The following is a 15,970-nucleotide window of genomic DNA, read 5'->3' as shown; positions in this document are numbered from 1 at the left end:
CACAACGCAAAAACAACCACGAGTTCATCAAACTCGCGACGCGTTAGCCCGGTCAGTGTCAGAAAATCTTTAGGGTTCCTTTTGAGCGTCTCGTAACTCAACATGCATAGTAGGATACCTTATTTTGAATAGAGTCTATTATACACGGCCCCGGACGATCACCAATTCATCACAGGAGGACGCATGGCGGGCAAACTGGCGGGCAAAACGGCGATTGTGACGGGCGCGAGCCGCGGCATCGGTGAGGCGATCGCGCGCCTCTTTGCGGTGGAAGGCGCCAGCGTTGTCTGCGGCGCGCGAACGCTGTCCGACGGGCAGCACTTCCTGCCCGGCACGCTGGAGCACACGGTCAAGCAGATCACTGAGGCGGGCGGCAAGGCGGTGGCGGTCAAGGTCGACCTGTCGCGGGAGGAGGATTGCCAGCAGATCGTCGACGCGGCGCGCAAAGCCTACGGTCCGGTGGATATCCTCGTCAACAACGCGGCCGTCAACTGGTACATCCCGATCAAGGATTTCAAACTGAGCCACTGGAAAGCGATGCTGGCGGTCGATCTCACCGCGCCGTTCCTGCTGGCGCAGATGGTCATCCCGGAGATGATCGCGCGCGGCGGCGGTTACATCGTGAACATCTCGTCGGGCGCGTCGCGCGGGCCGGGCGTTGGGCCGTACAGCACAGCGGGGCGCGGCGGCACTCCGTATGGCACCGTCAAGTCCGGGCTGGAGCGGTTCACGCAGGGACTGGCGCACGAGCTCTTTGCGAACCACATCGCCGTGAACTCGCTCGCGCCCAACAAGGTCGTGCCGACGCCGGGGACGATTCATCATCATCTGGTCACCAGCATGGACGATCCGCGCGGCGAGCCGGTGGAGTACATGGCGCAGGCAACGCTGTTGCTGGCGACGTGCGACCCGGCCCAGGTGACGGGGCGCGTGGCGTACAGCCAGGATATTCTGAAGGAGTTTGGCTGGCTGAAGTAGCAGGTCATAAGTCGGGAGACCCTTCGGGTTTCCGAAAACCCGAAGGGTCTTGACGGGATAACAGGAGAGTTCATGGAATATCGCTTGTTTAGCCGCACCGGCGTCAAAGTGTCGCCAATCTGTCTCGGCGCGATGAACTTCGGCGGCGGGACAAACGAAGACGACTCGATCCGCATCATCCATGCCGCGCTCGACGCGGGCATCAACTTCATCGACACGGCCAATGTCTACAATGCCGGGCAGAGCGAGATCATCGTCGGCAAGGCGATCAAGGCGCACCGGCACAAGATTTTCCTGGCGACGAAGGTGCACGGCAAGACGGGCGACGGTCTGAACGACGAGGGTCTGTCGCGCATGCACATCATGCGCGCAGTGGACGATTCGCTGCGCCGCCTGCAGACCGACACCATCGACCTGTACCAGACGCACCGCCCGCGCTTTGAGACGGCGATCGAGGAGACGCTCGGCGCGCTGACCGACCTGGTGCGCATGGGCAAAATACGCTACATCGGGTGCTCCACGCACCCGGCCTGGGCGGTCATGGAAGCGCTGGCGGCGAGCGAGAAGCACGGCTTTGCGCGTTACGTCAGCGAGCAGCCGCCGTACAATCTGCTCGACCGGCGCATCGAGAACGAACTGGTGCCGCTCGCGCTGCGCTACAATTTGGCACTGATCCCGTGGGCGCCGATCGCGCAGGGCGTGCTGGCCGGGCGCTACAAGCCGGGCGAGGCGCTGCCGGCCGATTCGCGCGCCGTGCGCCAGCCCACCAACGCTTTTGCGGAACGTGTGACCGCGCGCGGCATCGAAGCGGGCGCCAGCTTCGCGGCCTATGCGCAATCGGTCGGCAAGACGCCGGGGCAACTGGCGCTGCTGTGGTGCAAGGACCAGCCGGGCGTCACATCGCCGATCTACGGCCCGCGCACGATGGAGCAGTTGCAGGATGTGCTGCCGGTGCTTGGAATGAAGCTTAGTGCCGAGGAGCGCGCGTTCTGCGACACGATCAACCCGCCGGGCAGCGCCGCCGTCAACTTCCACAACACCGCGCCGTGGATGAAGATGAAGCTCCAGTAAGCAAGGAGAACCCGCATGTTTACACCATCACACAGCCAGTACGTCAAAATCAATGGACTGCGCTTTCACTATCTTGACCATGGCAACGCCGGCGCGCCGCCGCTCGTGTTGCTGCACGGATTCACGTCGCACGCGCACTCGTGGGACACGTTCGCCGCGTCGGTGCGCGACCATTTCCACGTGCTGGCGCTCGACCAGCGCGGCCATGGCGAGAGTGACTGGGCCGCTGATTACTCGCGCGAGGCGCAGGTGGACGATGTGGCTGCGTTTGCGCGGGCGCTGCGCCTCGACAAGTTCACTCTGCTCGGCCTGTCGATGGGCGGCATGAACGCCTACACCTATGCCGCGAAGTACCCGCAGACGCTTGAGCGCATGGTCATTGTGGATATCGGCCCCGAGTTGCTGCCGGCGGGCGGCGCACGGATCCGGACTGGCACGCAGTCCAGGGATGTGTGGGACACGCCGGAAGAGGCGTTCCAGCAGTATCGCGCCGCCAATACGCGCGCGCCCGAAGCCGAGTTGTTGTCGCGCATTGCGCACAACCTGATGCGCACCGAGGACGGGCGCTGGACATACATGTACGACAAGGCATTGCGGGCTCCGGATCGGGTGCCGGCGCGGCCGGACCCCGAGGCCGGGTACGCGATGCTGGCGACCATCCCAAGCCCGACGTTGCTGGTGCGCGGCGCGGAAAGCGATCTGCTCGGTGCTGAGGCGGCTGACAAGATGACGACGGTGATGCCGAATTGCCAGCTTGTCAGCGTGCCGCGCGCGGGCCACTCGGTGAACCTTGATAATCCGCAGGGCTTCATCGACGCGGTAAAGCCGTGGCTGCTGGCCGGGCTTGGGTGAGCGTGCATCAGTGGGACGCCGCCGACTATAGCCGCAACTCGGCGATGCAGCAGCGCTTTGCCGTGGCGCTGATGGAGCGCGCCCCGCTGCGCGGCGACGAGCAGATTCTGGACATCGGCTGCGGCGACGGGAAGGTCACCGCGCAACTGGCTGCCCAGACGCCACGCGGGGCAGTGGTCGGTGTAGACGTGTCGCCCGACATGATCCAGTTCGCGCAGGAGGCGTACCCGCCTGCGGTGCGCCCCAACCTGCGCTTCATGGTGTGCGATGCGTCGCGCCTCAACTTCAGCGCGGCGTTTGATCTCGTTGTGTCTTTCTCTGCGTTGCATTGGGTGATCGATCACCGGCCGGTGCTGGCCGGCATTCATCGCGCGTTGAAACCGGGCGGGCGCGTGCTGATGCAGTTTGGCGGCCAGGGTAATATGGGTGTGCTGGACGATATCGCCAGGCAGATTCCGTCCGATCCGCGCTGGAGCCGCTTCTTCGACGGCTTCGTCTACCCGTGGGGATTCTACGGGCCAGACGAGTACCGGCCGTGGCTGAAGGCAGCCGATTTTACGGTAACGCATCTCGCGCTGGCGATTCGCGACGTTACCCATCCGGGTCGCGACGGCTGGAACGCCTGGATCCGCACGGCGTGGCCGGGCTATATCAATCGCATTCCAGCAGATCAGCGGCAGGCGTTCATAGACGATCTCGGTGACCGCTACTTCGCGCATCACCCGATCGGCCCGGACGGTCAGGCGCACGTGCGCATGGTCCGGCTCGAAGTGGACGCGTATAAACCGGCGCAGCGCTGATGGCGGCCGGTCTCTCGAGTCCCCCTCAGATCAGTGAGGCGATGAACTATGAAATTACTGCTAACCTCTGGCGGCATCACCAACAACAGCATTCGCAACGCGCTCGCAGACCTGCTGGGAAAACCAATTGCGGCATCGACCGCGCTGTTCATTCCCACCGCAGGACACGCGCTACCCAACGGACCGTTCGCGGTCTGGTGGTCAACACGCGATTGGGTAGAACTGGGCTGGAAAGCGTTTGGAGTGCTGGAGCTTACGGCCTGGGCCAGTATCCGGCAGGAATCCTGGCTGCCGCACCTCGAAGCCGCTGACGCGTTGCTCGTTGGCGGCGGCGATCCGCTGTATCTGTGTTACTGGATGCGGCAATCCGGATTGACAGACCGCTTGCCCTCGCTGCTGCAAAGGCTGGTCTATGTTGGGATGAGCGCGGGGAGCATGGTGATGGCCCCCAGCATTGGGGCGGAGTTCGTCCGCTGGAAGCCGCCCACCGGCGGCGACAAAACGCTGGGCTTCGTTGATTTTGCCATGTTCCCGCACCTGGACCACGAGAAGATGCCGGAGAACTCCTTGGCTGACGCTGAAAAATGGGCCGCCGCCATGACGGTGCCGGCGTACGCGATTGACGACCAGACCGCAATCAAGGTGATCGATGGTGTGGCCGACGTGGTCTCCGAGGGCCATTGGAAACGGTTTACGCCCTAGCGGTGTAACTGGCTCGTTCGTGCGCTCCAAGCGAGCCACGTGCAACCGAATCCGCACCACCCGGATCCAGTGTTCCAGGGATTTGAACGTCTCGCTCGCAAACCCCCGCTTACACTTCCATTGCGGGAAACCCAATTTGCCCATTACATGATGTCATCTCTGCAGTCACCCCAAGACGCTCTCAGCCTGTATGTTCATGTGCCGTTCTGCGCGCGGCGGTGCGGCTACTGTCACTTCAACACCTACGAGGGGTTGGAGCGCTTGTTTGTGCCGTTCGCGGATGCGGTCTGCCGCGAGAGTGCCCATTACGCAGCCGAGATTGGAGACGCCTGGGAGGTTCGGACCCTGTTCTTTGGCGGTGGCACGCCGACCTATCTGCCGCAAGCCGAGTTTGTGCGCATCTTACGCACTCTGCGCGAGCAGTGGCACTGGCAGGACGGCGCCGAAGTGACGACCGAGGCGAACCCGACGCACGTCACCGGCGCGTATCTCGAGTCGCTGCTTGAGGCAGGCGTCAACCGGCTGTCGTACGGCGCGCAGGCGTTTGACGCCGGCCTGCTGGCGATGCTGGACCGCGAGCACAGCGTCGCGCAGATCGGCGCGGCCGTTCAGGTGGCGCGGCACGCCGGCTTCACGAATATCAACCTCGATCTCATGTACGGACTGCCCACGCAGACGCTGGCGCAGTGGCGTCAATCACTCGATGCGGCGTTGGTGCTGCAGGTCGAGCACCTGTCGCTCTATGGGCTGACCATCGACGAGGGCACGGCGTTCAAGAAACGTGTGGAGAAGGGATTGCTGCCCGAGCCGGATCAGGACCTCGCTGCCGACATGTACGAACTGGCCGAGGAACGGCTGGCCGAGGCGGGCTACCGGCAGTACGAGATCTCAAACTGGGCGCTGCCGTGCCGCGAATGCCACTTCATTGACGCCGACGACTTGTCGGCCGAGCAGGTGATGTCGTGCCGGCATAACTTGACCTACTGGCTGAACGAGCCGTACCTCGGCTTCGGTCCCGGCGCGCACTCGTTCTTCGGGGAGCGCCGCTTCTGGGATATTAACCCTGTACCCGTGTACGTGGACAAACTATCACGCGGGGAATCGGTGATTGGCGGCAGTGAAACGATCAGCCCGGCGCTAGAGCGAGCCGAAACGGTGATGCTGGCGCTGCGGCTGAATGATGGAATGGAGCGGTCGCGCTACATGGGCCGCTTCGGTGCGCCGCTCGATGAGCAGTTTGGCGCCGTGCTGCGGGAGTGTGCGGGCTGGGGACTGCTGACCGACGACGGCGAGTGCGTGCGGCTGACGCCGCGCGGCCGGCTGCTGTCCAACGAGGTGTTTCAACGCCTATTGCCGGATTAGTTCTGCGCTCAGTTGCGGCGGGCCAGCGTCTCGCGTATGTGCCGGATATTCTGGTGGATGGCTGCGGCGTCCGGCGCGTTGGGTACCTGAGTCAGGTACGTCAGCCAGTCGCGCTCGGCGTCGGACCAGTGCGACAGCTTGAAGTGCGCCAGACCCCGCGAGCGATAGAACTCCGGCCCGATGCCGCCGGGGTGCAGCAGCGCCTCAATCGCCTGCATGGCGTGCAGCGCGCGGGGCCAGTTCTCGTCCTGCTCGTGGATTGACTGCAAATTGTTCAGCATGCGCGCCAGAAACGCGCGGTGGCCGACCGGCTGCAGATGGTGGGGCATCAGCGGGGACGGTCGCCCGGCCACCTGGGCCATCAACTGCTCGCATGCCTCGTTGGTCAACACCGCGCCTCGGTTAAACGGATCGACGAGCGCGTCCCAGTCGCGCCCGCGCACGCGGACCACAAAGTGCCCCGGCAAACCAATGCCGTCCACCTGCAAGCCCGCGCGCCGGCCGATCTCGATGTAGACGAGGCTGAGTGTGATCGGTATGCCGGTGCGCCGGTCGATCACCTCATTCAGGTAGGAATTGCGTTCGTCGTAATACTGCTCGGCATTGCCGTGGAAGCCAAGCTCGTCGAACAGCAAGTCGTTGAGGCCGGCGATGACGATGGCCTGCGACGAACCGGGGTCAAATCGCTCGCGCGCGCGGTAGCCCTGCGCGTCGAGCCAGAGGATGTAGCGTGTCAGGTTGAGTTGCGGGTAGAACGCGGTGGCATACAGCAGCGCAGCCTCGGCCAGCCGGATGTCCGGCTCATGGCGCGTTACATAGCGGGTGAAGAGGTCGGCGGCCATGGTCAGACGGGCAGGCTGCCGCCGGGCAACAAATAGGCGGCTTTCAATTGTGCGAATGTTCCGGCGGCGATGGCTGCGCGGATCTCGCGCATCAGCCGGGCCATGAACGCCAGATTGTGAATCGAGGCCAGCCGGTATACCAGCAGTTCCTTCGCGCGAAACAGGTGTGACAGGTATGCGCGGGAGAAGTTGCGGCAGGCGTAGCAGTCGCAGTTCGGATCGATCGGTCCCGGATCGGCCATAAATTGCGCGTTATACAGGTTGAGCCGCCCGCGGCGCGCCACGTTGGCTTGCGGGCCAACGCCGCTGGAACGTGGGTGAATCAGCAGCGACCCGTTGCGCGCCCAGCGCGTGGGCAGCACGCAGTCGAACATATCGATGCCGCGCTCGACCGCCTCGAAGATGTCGTCGATCTCCCCGATTCCCAGCAGGTGGCGCGGCCGGTCGTCGGGCAGGCCCGGGATGGTCCAATCCAGGATTTCGTGCATGTCGCGCTTTGACTTGCCGAGCGAGCCGCCGATGCTGTAAGCGCGGAATGGCAGCGACGCGATGAACGCTGCGCTCGCTTCGCGCAGCGGCCGGTAGGCGCCGCCCTGCACGATGCCGAACAGCGTCTGGTAGTCGCGCCGGAACTGGACGAATGCGTCCCACGAGCGCGCAGCCCAGCGGTGCGTGCGCTCCATCGCGCGTCGGGTGTAGACCCCGTCATCGAGCGGCGAGGTACACTCGTCAAACGCGAGGATGAAGTCGGCGCCCAACTGCGACTGCACCTTGATCGATACGGCCGGCGTGAGCCGGTGGAGCGAGCCGTCGAGGTGCGACTTGAACGTGACGCCTTCTTCGTCCACTTTGGTTAGCGCCTCGCCGGGAGTTCGCTCCGAGCGACGCGCGTCCTCGTCGGGAAATATATCGCCAATCTTGCCGACACCGTCGCGCAGCGCCGAGCCGAGCGAGAAGACCTGGAACCCGCCGCTGTCGGTCATGACCGGGCGATCCCAGTTCATGAAGCTGTGCAGGCCGCCAAAGGCGGCGATCAGGTCAGCGCCGGGCCGCAGGTACAGGTGATAGGTGTTGCCGAGGATGATCTGCGCGCCCACCGCGCGCAGGTCGTCGGGCGACAGCGCTTTGACGGTCGCCTGCGTGCCGACCGGCATGAACACCGGGGTTTCGATGCTGCCGTGCGCGGTGCGGATGATGCCGTTGCGCGCGCGGGAGGCTGTATCGCGCGCCTGGACTTCGAATTCGAACATAGCGTTAGTAGTAGATTGTGCGCGTGCGGTGATACGGTTTGCCGTCCGGCGGCGCGCCCTGGGCGGCATCCCACAGCGCCCAGTCGATCTCAACGCTCGATAGTTTCAGGTCGCGCGCAGCCAGCATCTCGCGCATGCACTCGACAGCGACGATGGTCGCCGCTCGAATCTCAATCTCCTCGTCGCTGCCGGGCGGGAGTTCCACGCGCGCATCGACGCGACGCGCCAGGTCGTCGGTGTAGTGCATGATGCCGAAGCGGCGCAGAATCTGCGGCAGCTTGTAGTCGGCGAAGCAGGTCAGCGCGTCCATGCCGCGCAGCGCGCCCGACCCGACGCCGTGATATGCGCCGTACAGGTCGGCGGCGAAAATCTGAGCGCGCTTGTATATCTTGACCGTCTGGCCGTGATAGACGGCTTCGTCGCGGAACGACGGAAAGTCGGCCACGACCTGCGCCGCAATGGTGGCGGCGTCGAAACTGCAGCGCTCGATCAGACGCGCGGCCTGTCCATCGTATTTCGCCAGCAGGCCGTCGCCGACCTCGTGGATGTGCGCGAGGCGGGCAGCGAACAGCGGAATGTGGTGGTCGCCGCGTAGGACGTGGGCGAGCGCCGTCTCGTCCATTGCGGCCATGCGGCGCGCGTCAGTGATGTCGTCGCCCTCTTCGATGGCGCGCTTGAGCGCGGCCGCCAGCGCCCAGTAGCCGTCGAGCCGCTCGCCGTGGTAGGTGATGCGCCAGCGCGGGTCATCCCAGAACGAAAAATTGAGCGCGTCGAGCAGCAGGATGTAGTTGGCCGTGCGTGCTGTGCCGTCGCCGAAATGGTAGTGCGTGTTCCATTCAGGCACGCGCAGGCGCGCTTCGAATGCCGCGCAGGTCTGCGCGAGATTGCCTTCGTCGATGGATACGTACCGCGCTTGAGCCATGACGGCTTGCGCTGATGCGCGTACGCCCAGCGGATCGATCATCGGGCTACCGGGCCGCGATCGGCGTGGCCCAGGCTTTGGCTTGCGCCACGGCAACACGCAACTCGGCGGACAGGTATAGCCGTCCCTGCTCCTGCAAGCTTTCCGCCATCGCCTGCATCAGTGCGAGGCGATCGGGCGTCAGTTGGTTGGCGAGTTCACGTAGCATGGCCGCGCGCTCGCCGGCGTCTGCGCGGATCAGCGGGCCGACAAACTGCATGTCGAGCGGCAACGATGTCTCAAATGGCTCCAGCATGTCCTGCACCTGGTCGATCAGGACGGCGACTTCCGTGGCGACCTCGGCGCGGCCTTGCGCCACCAGGTCTTCGGCCACCTGCTCCATCGCGCCGAGCAGTTCGGGCGTCAATTCGGCGCGGCGGGCGCGCAACATTACGCCGCGCTCGGCCGGGTCCGCGCCCAGCAGTTCGTTGATGAAGCGCATGGACGGCGGCATCTTCGCCTGCAACTGTGCCACTACCTCGCGGTAGATGCCCTGCAGCACCTGCGCGACCTGCTCCTGCTTCTGCTGGGTCGCCTGCTGAACGTTAGCTTGCAAGACCATCAGGAACGCGTCGCCGATGCGGTCGATATTCTGCGCGATCAGCGCTCGCGGGTCGGGCGCGCGCAGCACCTGTTGAAGCAACTGGCTGGCTTCCGCCAGCGCCTTCTCCGTCTCTTTGTCCATCTCGTCGGTGATCCGGAGCAGTTTCGTGCGTAGCGCCTTGAGCTGCCCGGCCTCGCCGTCGCCGGACGTTTCGATCTTGTCCGTCAGCGACTGGTAGAAGCTGTAATCGAGCGTCGAACGTACGGAGGCAACAATCGCGCGCAGTTCGTCGTCGTTCTGGACTGCCAGCATCTCCTCGATGAGATCGTCCAGCGACAGCATGCCGGCGGCTACGGGCGGCTTGAGACCGGTCTTTTGCGCGATGAGCACCGCCACTTGCAGCAACTGCGCCGCGCTCTGCTGGTCGCCGGCCGCGGTGCTCGACTGCGCCAGCGAGCCGACGAAGTCCACGAACGACTGGTCGATCTCCGCCTTGTGCTCTTCGATCTGCCGGTCAAAGCCCGCTTCGCTGGCTGCCGTGCGCAGGATGTTGTCGAGCAGGCGTACCTGCGCGGCCTGCCTGTCAAGCATCTCTTTAGTGATGCCATCCGCCTGCAGGATCTCCTCGTTCAGGCTCTGCCAGGACAGCAAGCGTTTGGGGTTGAGCATGTACATCTTGCGCTGTTCGGCCGGCATGCTGTCCATCAGCGCATTGGCGAGCCGTCCGATCTGCCGTTCCTCTTCCTCGCGCTTGAGCCCCAGTTCCATCGGCAGGAAGACGAGCGCCAGTTGTTTGGCCGGGTCGTGGTACAGCATGGGGGCGCCGAGCGCGCCGCGATAGCCGCACTGGGGGCATGCCAGCGCATTGATCTGCCCGCGCAGCAGCGCGGACTTAAGCGACGGCTCGCGGCCGACATCGACGATGGAGTAGATCTGGGCCTGTATGGGCTGGCGGCACTGCGGGCATCGAACGGTCGTTGTCTGGGGCGCGGACATGTTGACTCCTCAAGTAAAATACGGTTCATTGTATCAGCCGTGCAATGAAACGGCAAAACCGCGCTAACTTTGCGCGGTTTTTGTTGCATTCTTCCGGCGGCGCCAGCGCTTCTAGGGCTGCATGCGCCAGTAGCGCCGGTCGGAGTAGATGAGCGGCGGCTCGCCAGCGTGCGCGCGCCCGGCCACAACCAGCCCGACCAGGATCGAGTTCAGCTCGACGTCGAACTCGGCGTGGATGCGGCAATCGGCATAGGCGATGGCGCGATCGAAGACCGGCGCGCCAGTCGCCTCGTTGTGGTACGGCTCGTCGGCGAAGCGCTGCTGGGCGGACAATGCGGAACTGGCGAAACGCATGGACAGATCCTGCTGGCTCTCGCCAAGTATGTTGACAGCGAAAATCCGCGACTGCGAGATCAGCGTGTACGTGTGCGATGATTTCGCCAGCGAGATGCACACCAGCGGCGGCGTCGCCGACACCGACGCAAACGAGTTGGCCGTGCAGCCGTGCACGGCCAGCCCGACCCGCGTCGTGACAACGGTCACGCCGGCCGCCCAGTGGCGCATGATATCCTTAAACAGGTCGGCGCCGATGGCACTCATGGCTATAAGTTTCGCATGCGCGGGTCGAGCACGTCGCGGATGCCGTCGCCGAGGAAGTTGAAGCCGAGCACGGCCAGGAAGATCGCCGTGCCGGGGCCGACCACGAGCCACGGGTCGCTGTCCAGGAAACCGCGCCCGGCGCTCAGCATCGAGCCCCAGGACGGCGTCGGCGGCTGCACGCCCAGACCGAGGAACGAGAGGCCGGCCTCCGTCAGGATCGCAAAGGCCACGCCAAGCGAAGATTGTACGATCAACGGCGCGGTGACGTTGGGCAGGATGTGCCGCAGGATAATGCGACGATCCCTTGCGCCGACCGTGTGCGCAGCAATGACAAAGTCGCGTTCCTTAACCGACAGTACCTGGCCGCGAGTCAGCCGCGTGTACGCGGGTACGCTGACCGTCGCGACCGCGATGATGACGTTCTGCAGACTGGCGCCGAGCGCCGCGACCAGTGCCAGCGCAATCAGCAAACCGGGAAAGGCGAGCAGCGCATCCATGGCGCGCATGATGACCTGCTCGAGCCACGTGTTGCTCCAGTAGCCCGCCACCAACCCGAGCGCGACGCCGATGAACATCGCAAAACCGACGGCCAGCAACCCGACTTGCAGAGACGCCTGGCCGCCGTACATCACGCGGCTCAGAATGTCTCGACCCAACTCGTCGGTGCCCAGCCAATTCTCGGCGCTCGGCGCCTTGAGCATGTTCGTGACTTTCTGCCTGGTGGGGCTGTAGGGCGCGATCAGCGGGGCCAAAATCGAAACGGCTACCAGCGTGACCACGATCACGAAGCCGACGCCGGCCAGGCGCGCGCGCATCAGTCGCCACAGAAAGTCGCGCCAGTCGCGCTCGACGAACGGCTTTTGCAGCGTCGCGCTGAGGTCGGGGGCTGCCGTGGATGATGTCATGTCGGGTCGCTCGCGGGCCTACGCGTAGTGGATGCGCGGGTCGAGGAACGCGTACAGCACGTCGACCAGCAGATTGCTAAACAGGAAGATCAGAGACAGGAATAGCACGACGCCCTGAATCATCGGGAAATCGCGCGCGAAGATGGCGTCCACGGCGAGCTTGCCGACGCCTGGCAGAACGAAGATCGTCTCGGTGATGACCGCGCCGCTGAGCAAGGCGCCGACTTGCAGCCCAACGATCGTGACGACCGGGATCATGGCGTTCTTGAGCGCATGGGCCGTTATCACAACGCGCTCGGCCAATCCTTTGGCGCGCGCCGTGCGAATGTATTCCTGAGTCAGCACCTCGAGCAGGCTGGAGCGCGTCAGGCGCGCGACGACCGCCGCCGCACCGGCGCCGAGCGCGATGGCGGGCATGATCATGCCCTTCAGGTTGTCGGTCACACTTTCGGCCAGCGGCGTGAATCCCATCGGCGGCAGCCAACGCAGGTTGAGCGACAGGACGAATATCATGAGCATCGCGAGGAAAAATGAGGGCATGGACACGCCGATGAGCGCCAGAGTCGTCGTGATCAAATCCGATGCGGAATTGCGGCGCGTGGCTGAAATGATACCGGTTGGAATGGCGATGCTCAGCGAAATCACAAGCGCAAACAGCGTCAACTCGATTGTGGTCGGCAGGCGCTCGATGATGGCCTGGCTAACCGGCTGGTTGGTGCGCACGCGCCGCCCCAGGTCGCCTTGCACCACCTTGGATAGCCAGATCGCGTACTGCACCGGAATCGGCTGATCCCAGCCATATTCGGCGCGCAACGCGGCGACGGCCGCGGGCGTTGCTTCCTCGCCGAGCATCGCGATGGCGGGGTCGCCGGGCGTCAAGCGCACGAGGAAGAAGACGATCATGCTTACGAGCACGATCGTCGGCACCATTGACAGGAGGCGCTTCAAGATGTAATTGCCCATAAAGACCAATCAGAGGAGATGGCCGGCCGCTGGATCAGCGGCCGGCCATCGTGATCGCCAGCGGCCTACTTCGCCAGCCACATCTCCTTAGTGCGGATCATGCCGTCGGGCACGTGCAGGTAGCCGTTGACCTTGGCGCCCCAGGCCTTGAAGTCCGAGGGCCAGTACAGGTATGCGACGGCGCCGTCCTGGTTGGCGGTCTTCAGCGCTTCGGCATAGAAGCCCTTGCGCTGCGCCTGATCGTAGGTCGTGCGCGTCTTGTCGAGCAGATCATCCACCGTCTTGTTCGAGTAATTGTAGCTATTGCTCGGCGCGTTCGTGTACAGGAACGAATACACGTTGCCATCCGGATCGGGGCGGCCGCTCCAGCCGATCTGGAAGCAGACGTAGTCCTTTGCCGTCTGCTTGGCCAGCGCGGTCGGGAAGTCGAGCAACTGGATATCCATGTCGAAGCCGCCCTCGGCCAGTTGTTCCTTCAACGCCTGGCCGAGCAACTGCGCCTCGGGTGAATTGACGATCATGCACGGGAACTTCACCGGCAGCGTCAATCCCGCCTTCTGCAACAACTCCTTGGATTTCGCAACGTCGCGCTTGTAGATGTTCACGCTGGCGTCATAGGCCCACGACGACGGCGGAATGGGTCCTTGCCCGGCGGTCACGGTGCCGAACAGCACGTTGTTGGCAATGGCATCGCGATCGAGGGCGTAGTTGAGTGCTTGCCGCGCTTCGACCTTGTCGAATGGCGCTTTGGCGTCGTTGGTGTTCAGAGCCTGATAACCCAGACCGGTTACCTGGTCCAACAGCGGGTCCTTGCTGCCGCGCATGCCCGCCACGTCCTTCGGCGCGATGGCGTTGATCATGTCGAGCGTGCCGGTCTTGAGGCTCGTGAGACGCACGGTGGCGTCGGTGACCGGTTTGTAGGTGACCTGGTCGAGGTATGGCAGTGACTGGCCGTCGGCGCCCTTTTCCCAGTAGCCGTCGAACTTCTTCACCGTCAGGTGGTCGTCCTTGACCCACTCCACGAACTGGAACGGGCCGGTACCGACCGGATTGCGCGCCAGATCCTTGCCGTACTTCTCAATGGCGGCGGGCGAGATGATCATGCCCGCGCGGTCGCTCAATGCGGCCAGCAAAGCGGCGTTCGGGGCTTTCAGGATCAACTTTACGGTGTAATCGTCCGGTATCTGGACTTCCTTGACCGAAGAGATCTCCGCCGCGCGCAGCGACTTTGTATCGGGATTCATCATCCGGTCGAAATTGATCTTAACGGCTTTGGCGTTGAAGTCGGTGCCGTCATGGAACTTCACGCCTTTGCGCAGAGTGAATACCAGGGTGGTCGAGTCGGTGAACTCCCACTTTTCGGCCAGCTCGGGTTTGAGCGTCAAGTCTTTGTCGAGCCGGACGAGCGGGTTGTACATGGATTGATAGACCTGGCGGTCGACGGCGGCGGTCGACAGGTGCGGGTCCATCGTGGTCAGGTCGGAATCAAGTCCGACGCGCAGCGTGCCGCCGCGCGTGACCGTCGCCTTGGGCGCGGTAGTGGCTACGGCCGGGGCCGTAGTCGCCGCGGCGGCCGGCGCTTTGGTGGCTGCCGCGGGCGCGGTCGTCGGCGCGGGCGTGGATGGGCCGCCGCACGCAGAGAGCGCCGTCAGTAACGCGACCAGCAGTGCAATCGCGATTATTCGTTTGTTCACAGTGTCTTCTCCCCTTGTTAGTAAACGTTTCTGTTGTAGATCGGTTCGGCAACGCGGGTCTATCGGCTTTTGTGCACTGGACGACGTCTGGCGGCAATCACCCCCTTTGATTTCAACAGGCTTCGCAGTGTGCCTATTGTACGAGTAAACCGGCAGGCGTCAAACAGCGGGAGGCGCCATTAGCGCAACAGGCCGGGTTTCCACGTTGCGTCGAAGACGCGCATGGCGTTCTCGCCAAGTATCTTTTTGACGTCGGCGTCCGCGTAACCGCGCTTGACGAGCGCGGCGGTCAGCTTCGGGTAGTCCTCGATGCCGTTGAAGTCGGCCGGCTGGCGATTGTTGTTGTCGGGCGGCGCGGCGAGGCGGTCAAACTCGTCGGTTACGCTGCCGTACGGCAGCGCATCCGGGTCTGGATCGTGCCGTGGATATGCGCCCATGGTGCCCATCGAATCGGTCGAGGTGCTGACATGGTCGATGCCGATCAGGTTGATCGCATATTCCAAGCAGCGCACGTAGTCGTCCAGTACCGGCATGCCGGGCTTGCCGTTCCAGATAAGCGGCGCCCAGGTGGTCACGCCGACGATGCCGCCGGTGTCGCGCACGGCTTTCAACTGGTCGTCGGAAATGTTGCGCGGGTTGTTCACGACGCTGCGCGGGTTGGAGTGTGATGCGACGACCGGCGCGCAGGCCGCCTTGCAGGCACCCATGAACGAACGTTCGCCGACATGCGTCAGGTCGAGCGTGATGCCGGCGCGCTCCATCTCGCGAATCAAGATGCGCCCGTACTGGGTGAGACCGCCGTCGTGCCGTTCCAGGCAGCCGTTGCCGGCCAGGTTCTGCTCATTGTAGGTCAACTGCATGATGCGCAGGCCGAGTTGCTTCCAGATCAGAAGGTTCTTCAGGTTGTTGCCGATAAAGAGCGAGTCCTGCGCCAGCATGATGTGCGCCAGTTGCCCGCGTACTTTGGCGTCGCGGATCGCCTGCGGGCTGTCGGCGATGCAGAACTGCGGATCGCTCAGAATAATGTCGTAGTACTCGCTCACGCGCGGCAGCGCGGCGGCCATGTCGTCGCCCGGCATCGGGATCGTGAGGCCGACGGCGGTCAGGCCGGATTGGTTGCTGCGCGCGGTGCGCCGCGTCAGGTACTGCACGGAGAGGTCGATGACGATGGACGCGTGATGCAGTTCGGCGGCATGATCAGATGGCATACGATCGCTCCTGGTCGTGAATGGCGAAAAATCTGTGGCCCGATTATAGCCAAACCTGGCCGCGCCCGCGAATTGGCCCGCAGCCAGAAGCAGCAATTCTCATTTTGGAGTCGGCCGCCAGTATGCCCCCTCATCCCCCTTGTCATTACCCAAATTACTGCAATCGAAAGGAACGGGTAGATAATGGGTTGACGAACAACCGGTCATACACGGAGCGAATAGACCATGGGCCTGCCACCGAT

The 15,970-nt window shown here is 63.8% G+C and carries 15 protein-coding genes; 6 read left to right on the top strand and 9 right to left on the bottom strand.

Annotated elements, in window-relative coordinates; translation table 11 throughout:
- Positions 1–183: 183 nt before the first annotated feature.
- From HZB53_10175 to hemW, 6 genes are all read left to right on the top strand, one after another.
- Positions 184–978, top strand: coding sequence for an SDR family NAD(P)-dependent oxidoreductase (locus HZB53_10175; protein MBI5878009.1), 795 nt, complete (start codon positions 184–186; stop codon positions 976–978).
- A 72-nt stretch (positions 979–1,050) separates the two neighbouring features.
- Complete coding sequence (locus tag HZB53_10170) at positions 1,051–2,049, top strand: aldo/keto reductase (protein ID MBI5878008.1); 999 nt, start codon at positions 1,051–1,053, stop codon at positions 2,047–2,049.
- A gap of 15 nt (positions 2,050–2,064) precedes the next feature.
- Positions 2,065–2,901 carry an alpha/beta hydrolase gene (locus tag HZB53_10165; GenBank protein ID MBI5878007.1) on the top strand — a complete coding sequence of 279 codons (837 nt, stop codon included), beginning with the start codon at positions 2,065–2,067 and terminating at the stop codon, positions 2,899–2,901.
- Positions 2,898–3,701 (top strand): methyltransferase domain-containing protein, encoded by an 804-nt coding sequence (locus HZB53_10160; GenBank protein MBI5878006.1) that lies wholly within the window; start codon positions 2,898–2,900, stop codon positions 3,699–3,701. Before HZB53_10165 ends, HZB53_10160 begins: the two co-directional genes overlap by 4 nt.
- A gap of 48 nt (positions 3,702–3,749) precedes the next feature.
- Positions 3,750–4,403, top strand: a complete 654-nt coding sequence (locus HZB53_10155) for a Type 1 glutamine amidotransferase-like domain-containing protein (GenBank protein MBI5878005.1) — start codon at positions 3,750–3,752, stop codon at positions 4,401–4,403.
- A gap of 147 nt (positions 4,404–4,550) precedes the next feature.
- Positions 4,551–5,765, top strand: coding sequence for a radical SAM family heme chaperone HemW (hemW, locus tag HZB53_10150; GenBank protein MBI5878004.1), 1,215 nt, complete (start codon positions 4,551–4,553; stop codon positions 5,763–5,765).
- An 8-nt stretch (positions 5,766–5,773) separates the two neighbouring features.
- Here hemW and HZB53_10145 read toward each other — a convergent pair whose 3' ends face one another.
- From HZB53_10145 to HZB53_10105, 9 genes are all read right to left on the bottom strand, one after another.
- Positions 5,774–6,607: a transglutaminase family protein gene (locus HZB53_10145; GenBank protein MBI5878003.1), complete on the bottom strand. Its 834-nt coding sequence runs from the start codon at positions 6,605–6,607 to the stop codon at positions 5,774–5,776.
- Between the two features lie 2 nt (positions 6,608–6,609).
- Positions 6,610–7,857: a tRNA guanosine(34) transglycosylase Tgt gene (tgt, locus tag HZB53_10140; protein MBI5878002.1), complete on the bottom strand. Its 1,248-nt coding sequence runs from the start codon at positions 7,855–7,857 to the stop codon at positions 6,610–6,612.
- A 4-nt stretch (positions 7,858–7,861) separates the two neighbouring features.
- Positions 7,862–8,821, bottom strand: coding sequence for a hypothetical protein (locus HZB53_10135; GenBank protein ID MBI5878001.1), 960 nt, complete (start codon positions 8,819–8,821; stop codon positions 7,862–7,864).
- 4 nt (positions 8,822–8,825) lie between these two features.
- Positions 8,826–10,358 carry a hypothetical protein gene (locus tag HZB53_10130; GenBank protein ID MBI5878000.1) on the bottom strand — a complete coding sequence of 511 codons (1,533 nt, stop codon included), beginning with the start codon at positions 10,356–10,358 and terminating at the stop codon, positions 8,826–8,828.
- Between the two features lie 111 nt (positions 10,359–10,469).
- Entirely contained in the window at positions 10,470–10,958 is a 489-nt protein-coding gene (locus HZB53_10125; protein ID MBI5877999.1) for a flavin reductase family protein, read from the bottom strand.
- Positions 10,959–10,960: 2 nt separating this feature from the next.
- Positions 10,961–11,863 carry an ABC transporter permease gene (locus HZB53_10120; GenBank protein ID MBI5877998.1) on the bottom strand — a complete coding sequence of 301 codons (903 nt, stop codon included), beginning with the start codon at positions 11,861–11,863 and terminating at the stop codon, positions 10,961–10,963.
- 18 nt (positions 11,864–11,881) lie between these two features.
- On the bottom strand, positions 11,882–12,826 hold the full coding sequence (locus tag HZB53_10115) for an ABC transporter permease (protein MBI5877997.1): 945 nt from the start codon (positions 12,824–12,826) through the stop codon (positions 11,882–11,884).
- A 65-nt stretch (positions 12,827–12,891) separates the two neighbouring features.
- Positions 12,892–14,520 (bottom strand): peptide ABC transporter substrate-binding protein, encoded by a 1,629-nt coding sequence (locus HZB53_10110; protein MBI5877996.1) that lies wholly within the window; start codon positions 14,518–14,520, stop codon positions 12,892–12,894.
- Positions 14,521–14,699: 179 nt separating this feature from the next.
- Complete coding sequence (locus tag HZB53_10105) at positions 14,700–15,728, bottom strand: dipeptidase (GenBank protein ID MBI5877995.1); 1,029 nt, start codon at positions 15,726–15,728, stop codon at positions 14,700–14,702.
- Positions 15,729–15,970 lie beyond the last annotated feature (242 nt).

The sequence above is a fragment of the Chloroflexota bacterium genome (genome assembly GCA_016235055.1).
GTDB lineage: Bacteria > Chloroflexota > Anaerolineae > JACRMK01 > JACRMK01 > JACRMK01.
The sequence above is the reverse complement of the archived record's forward strand: the minus strand, read 5'-3'. Positions and strand labels throughout refer to the sequence as shown.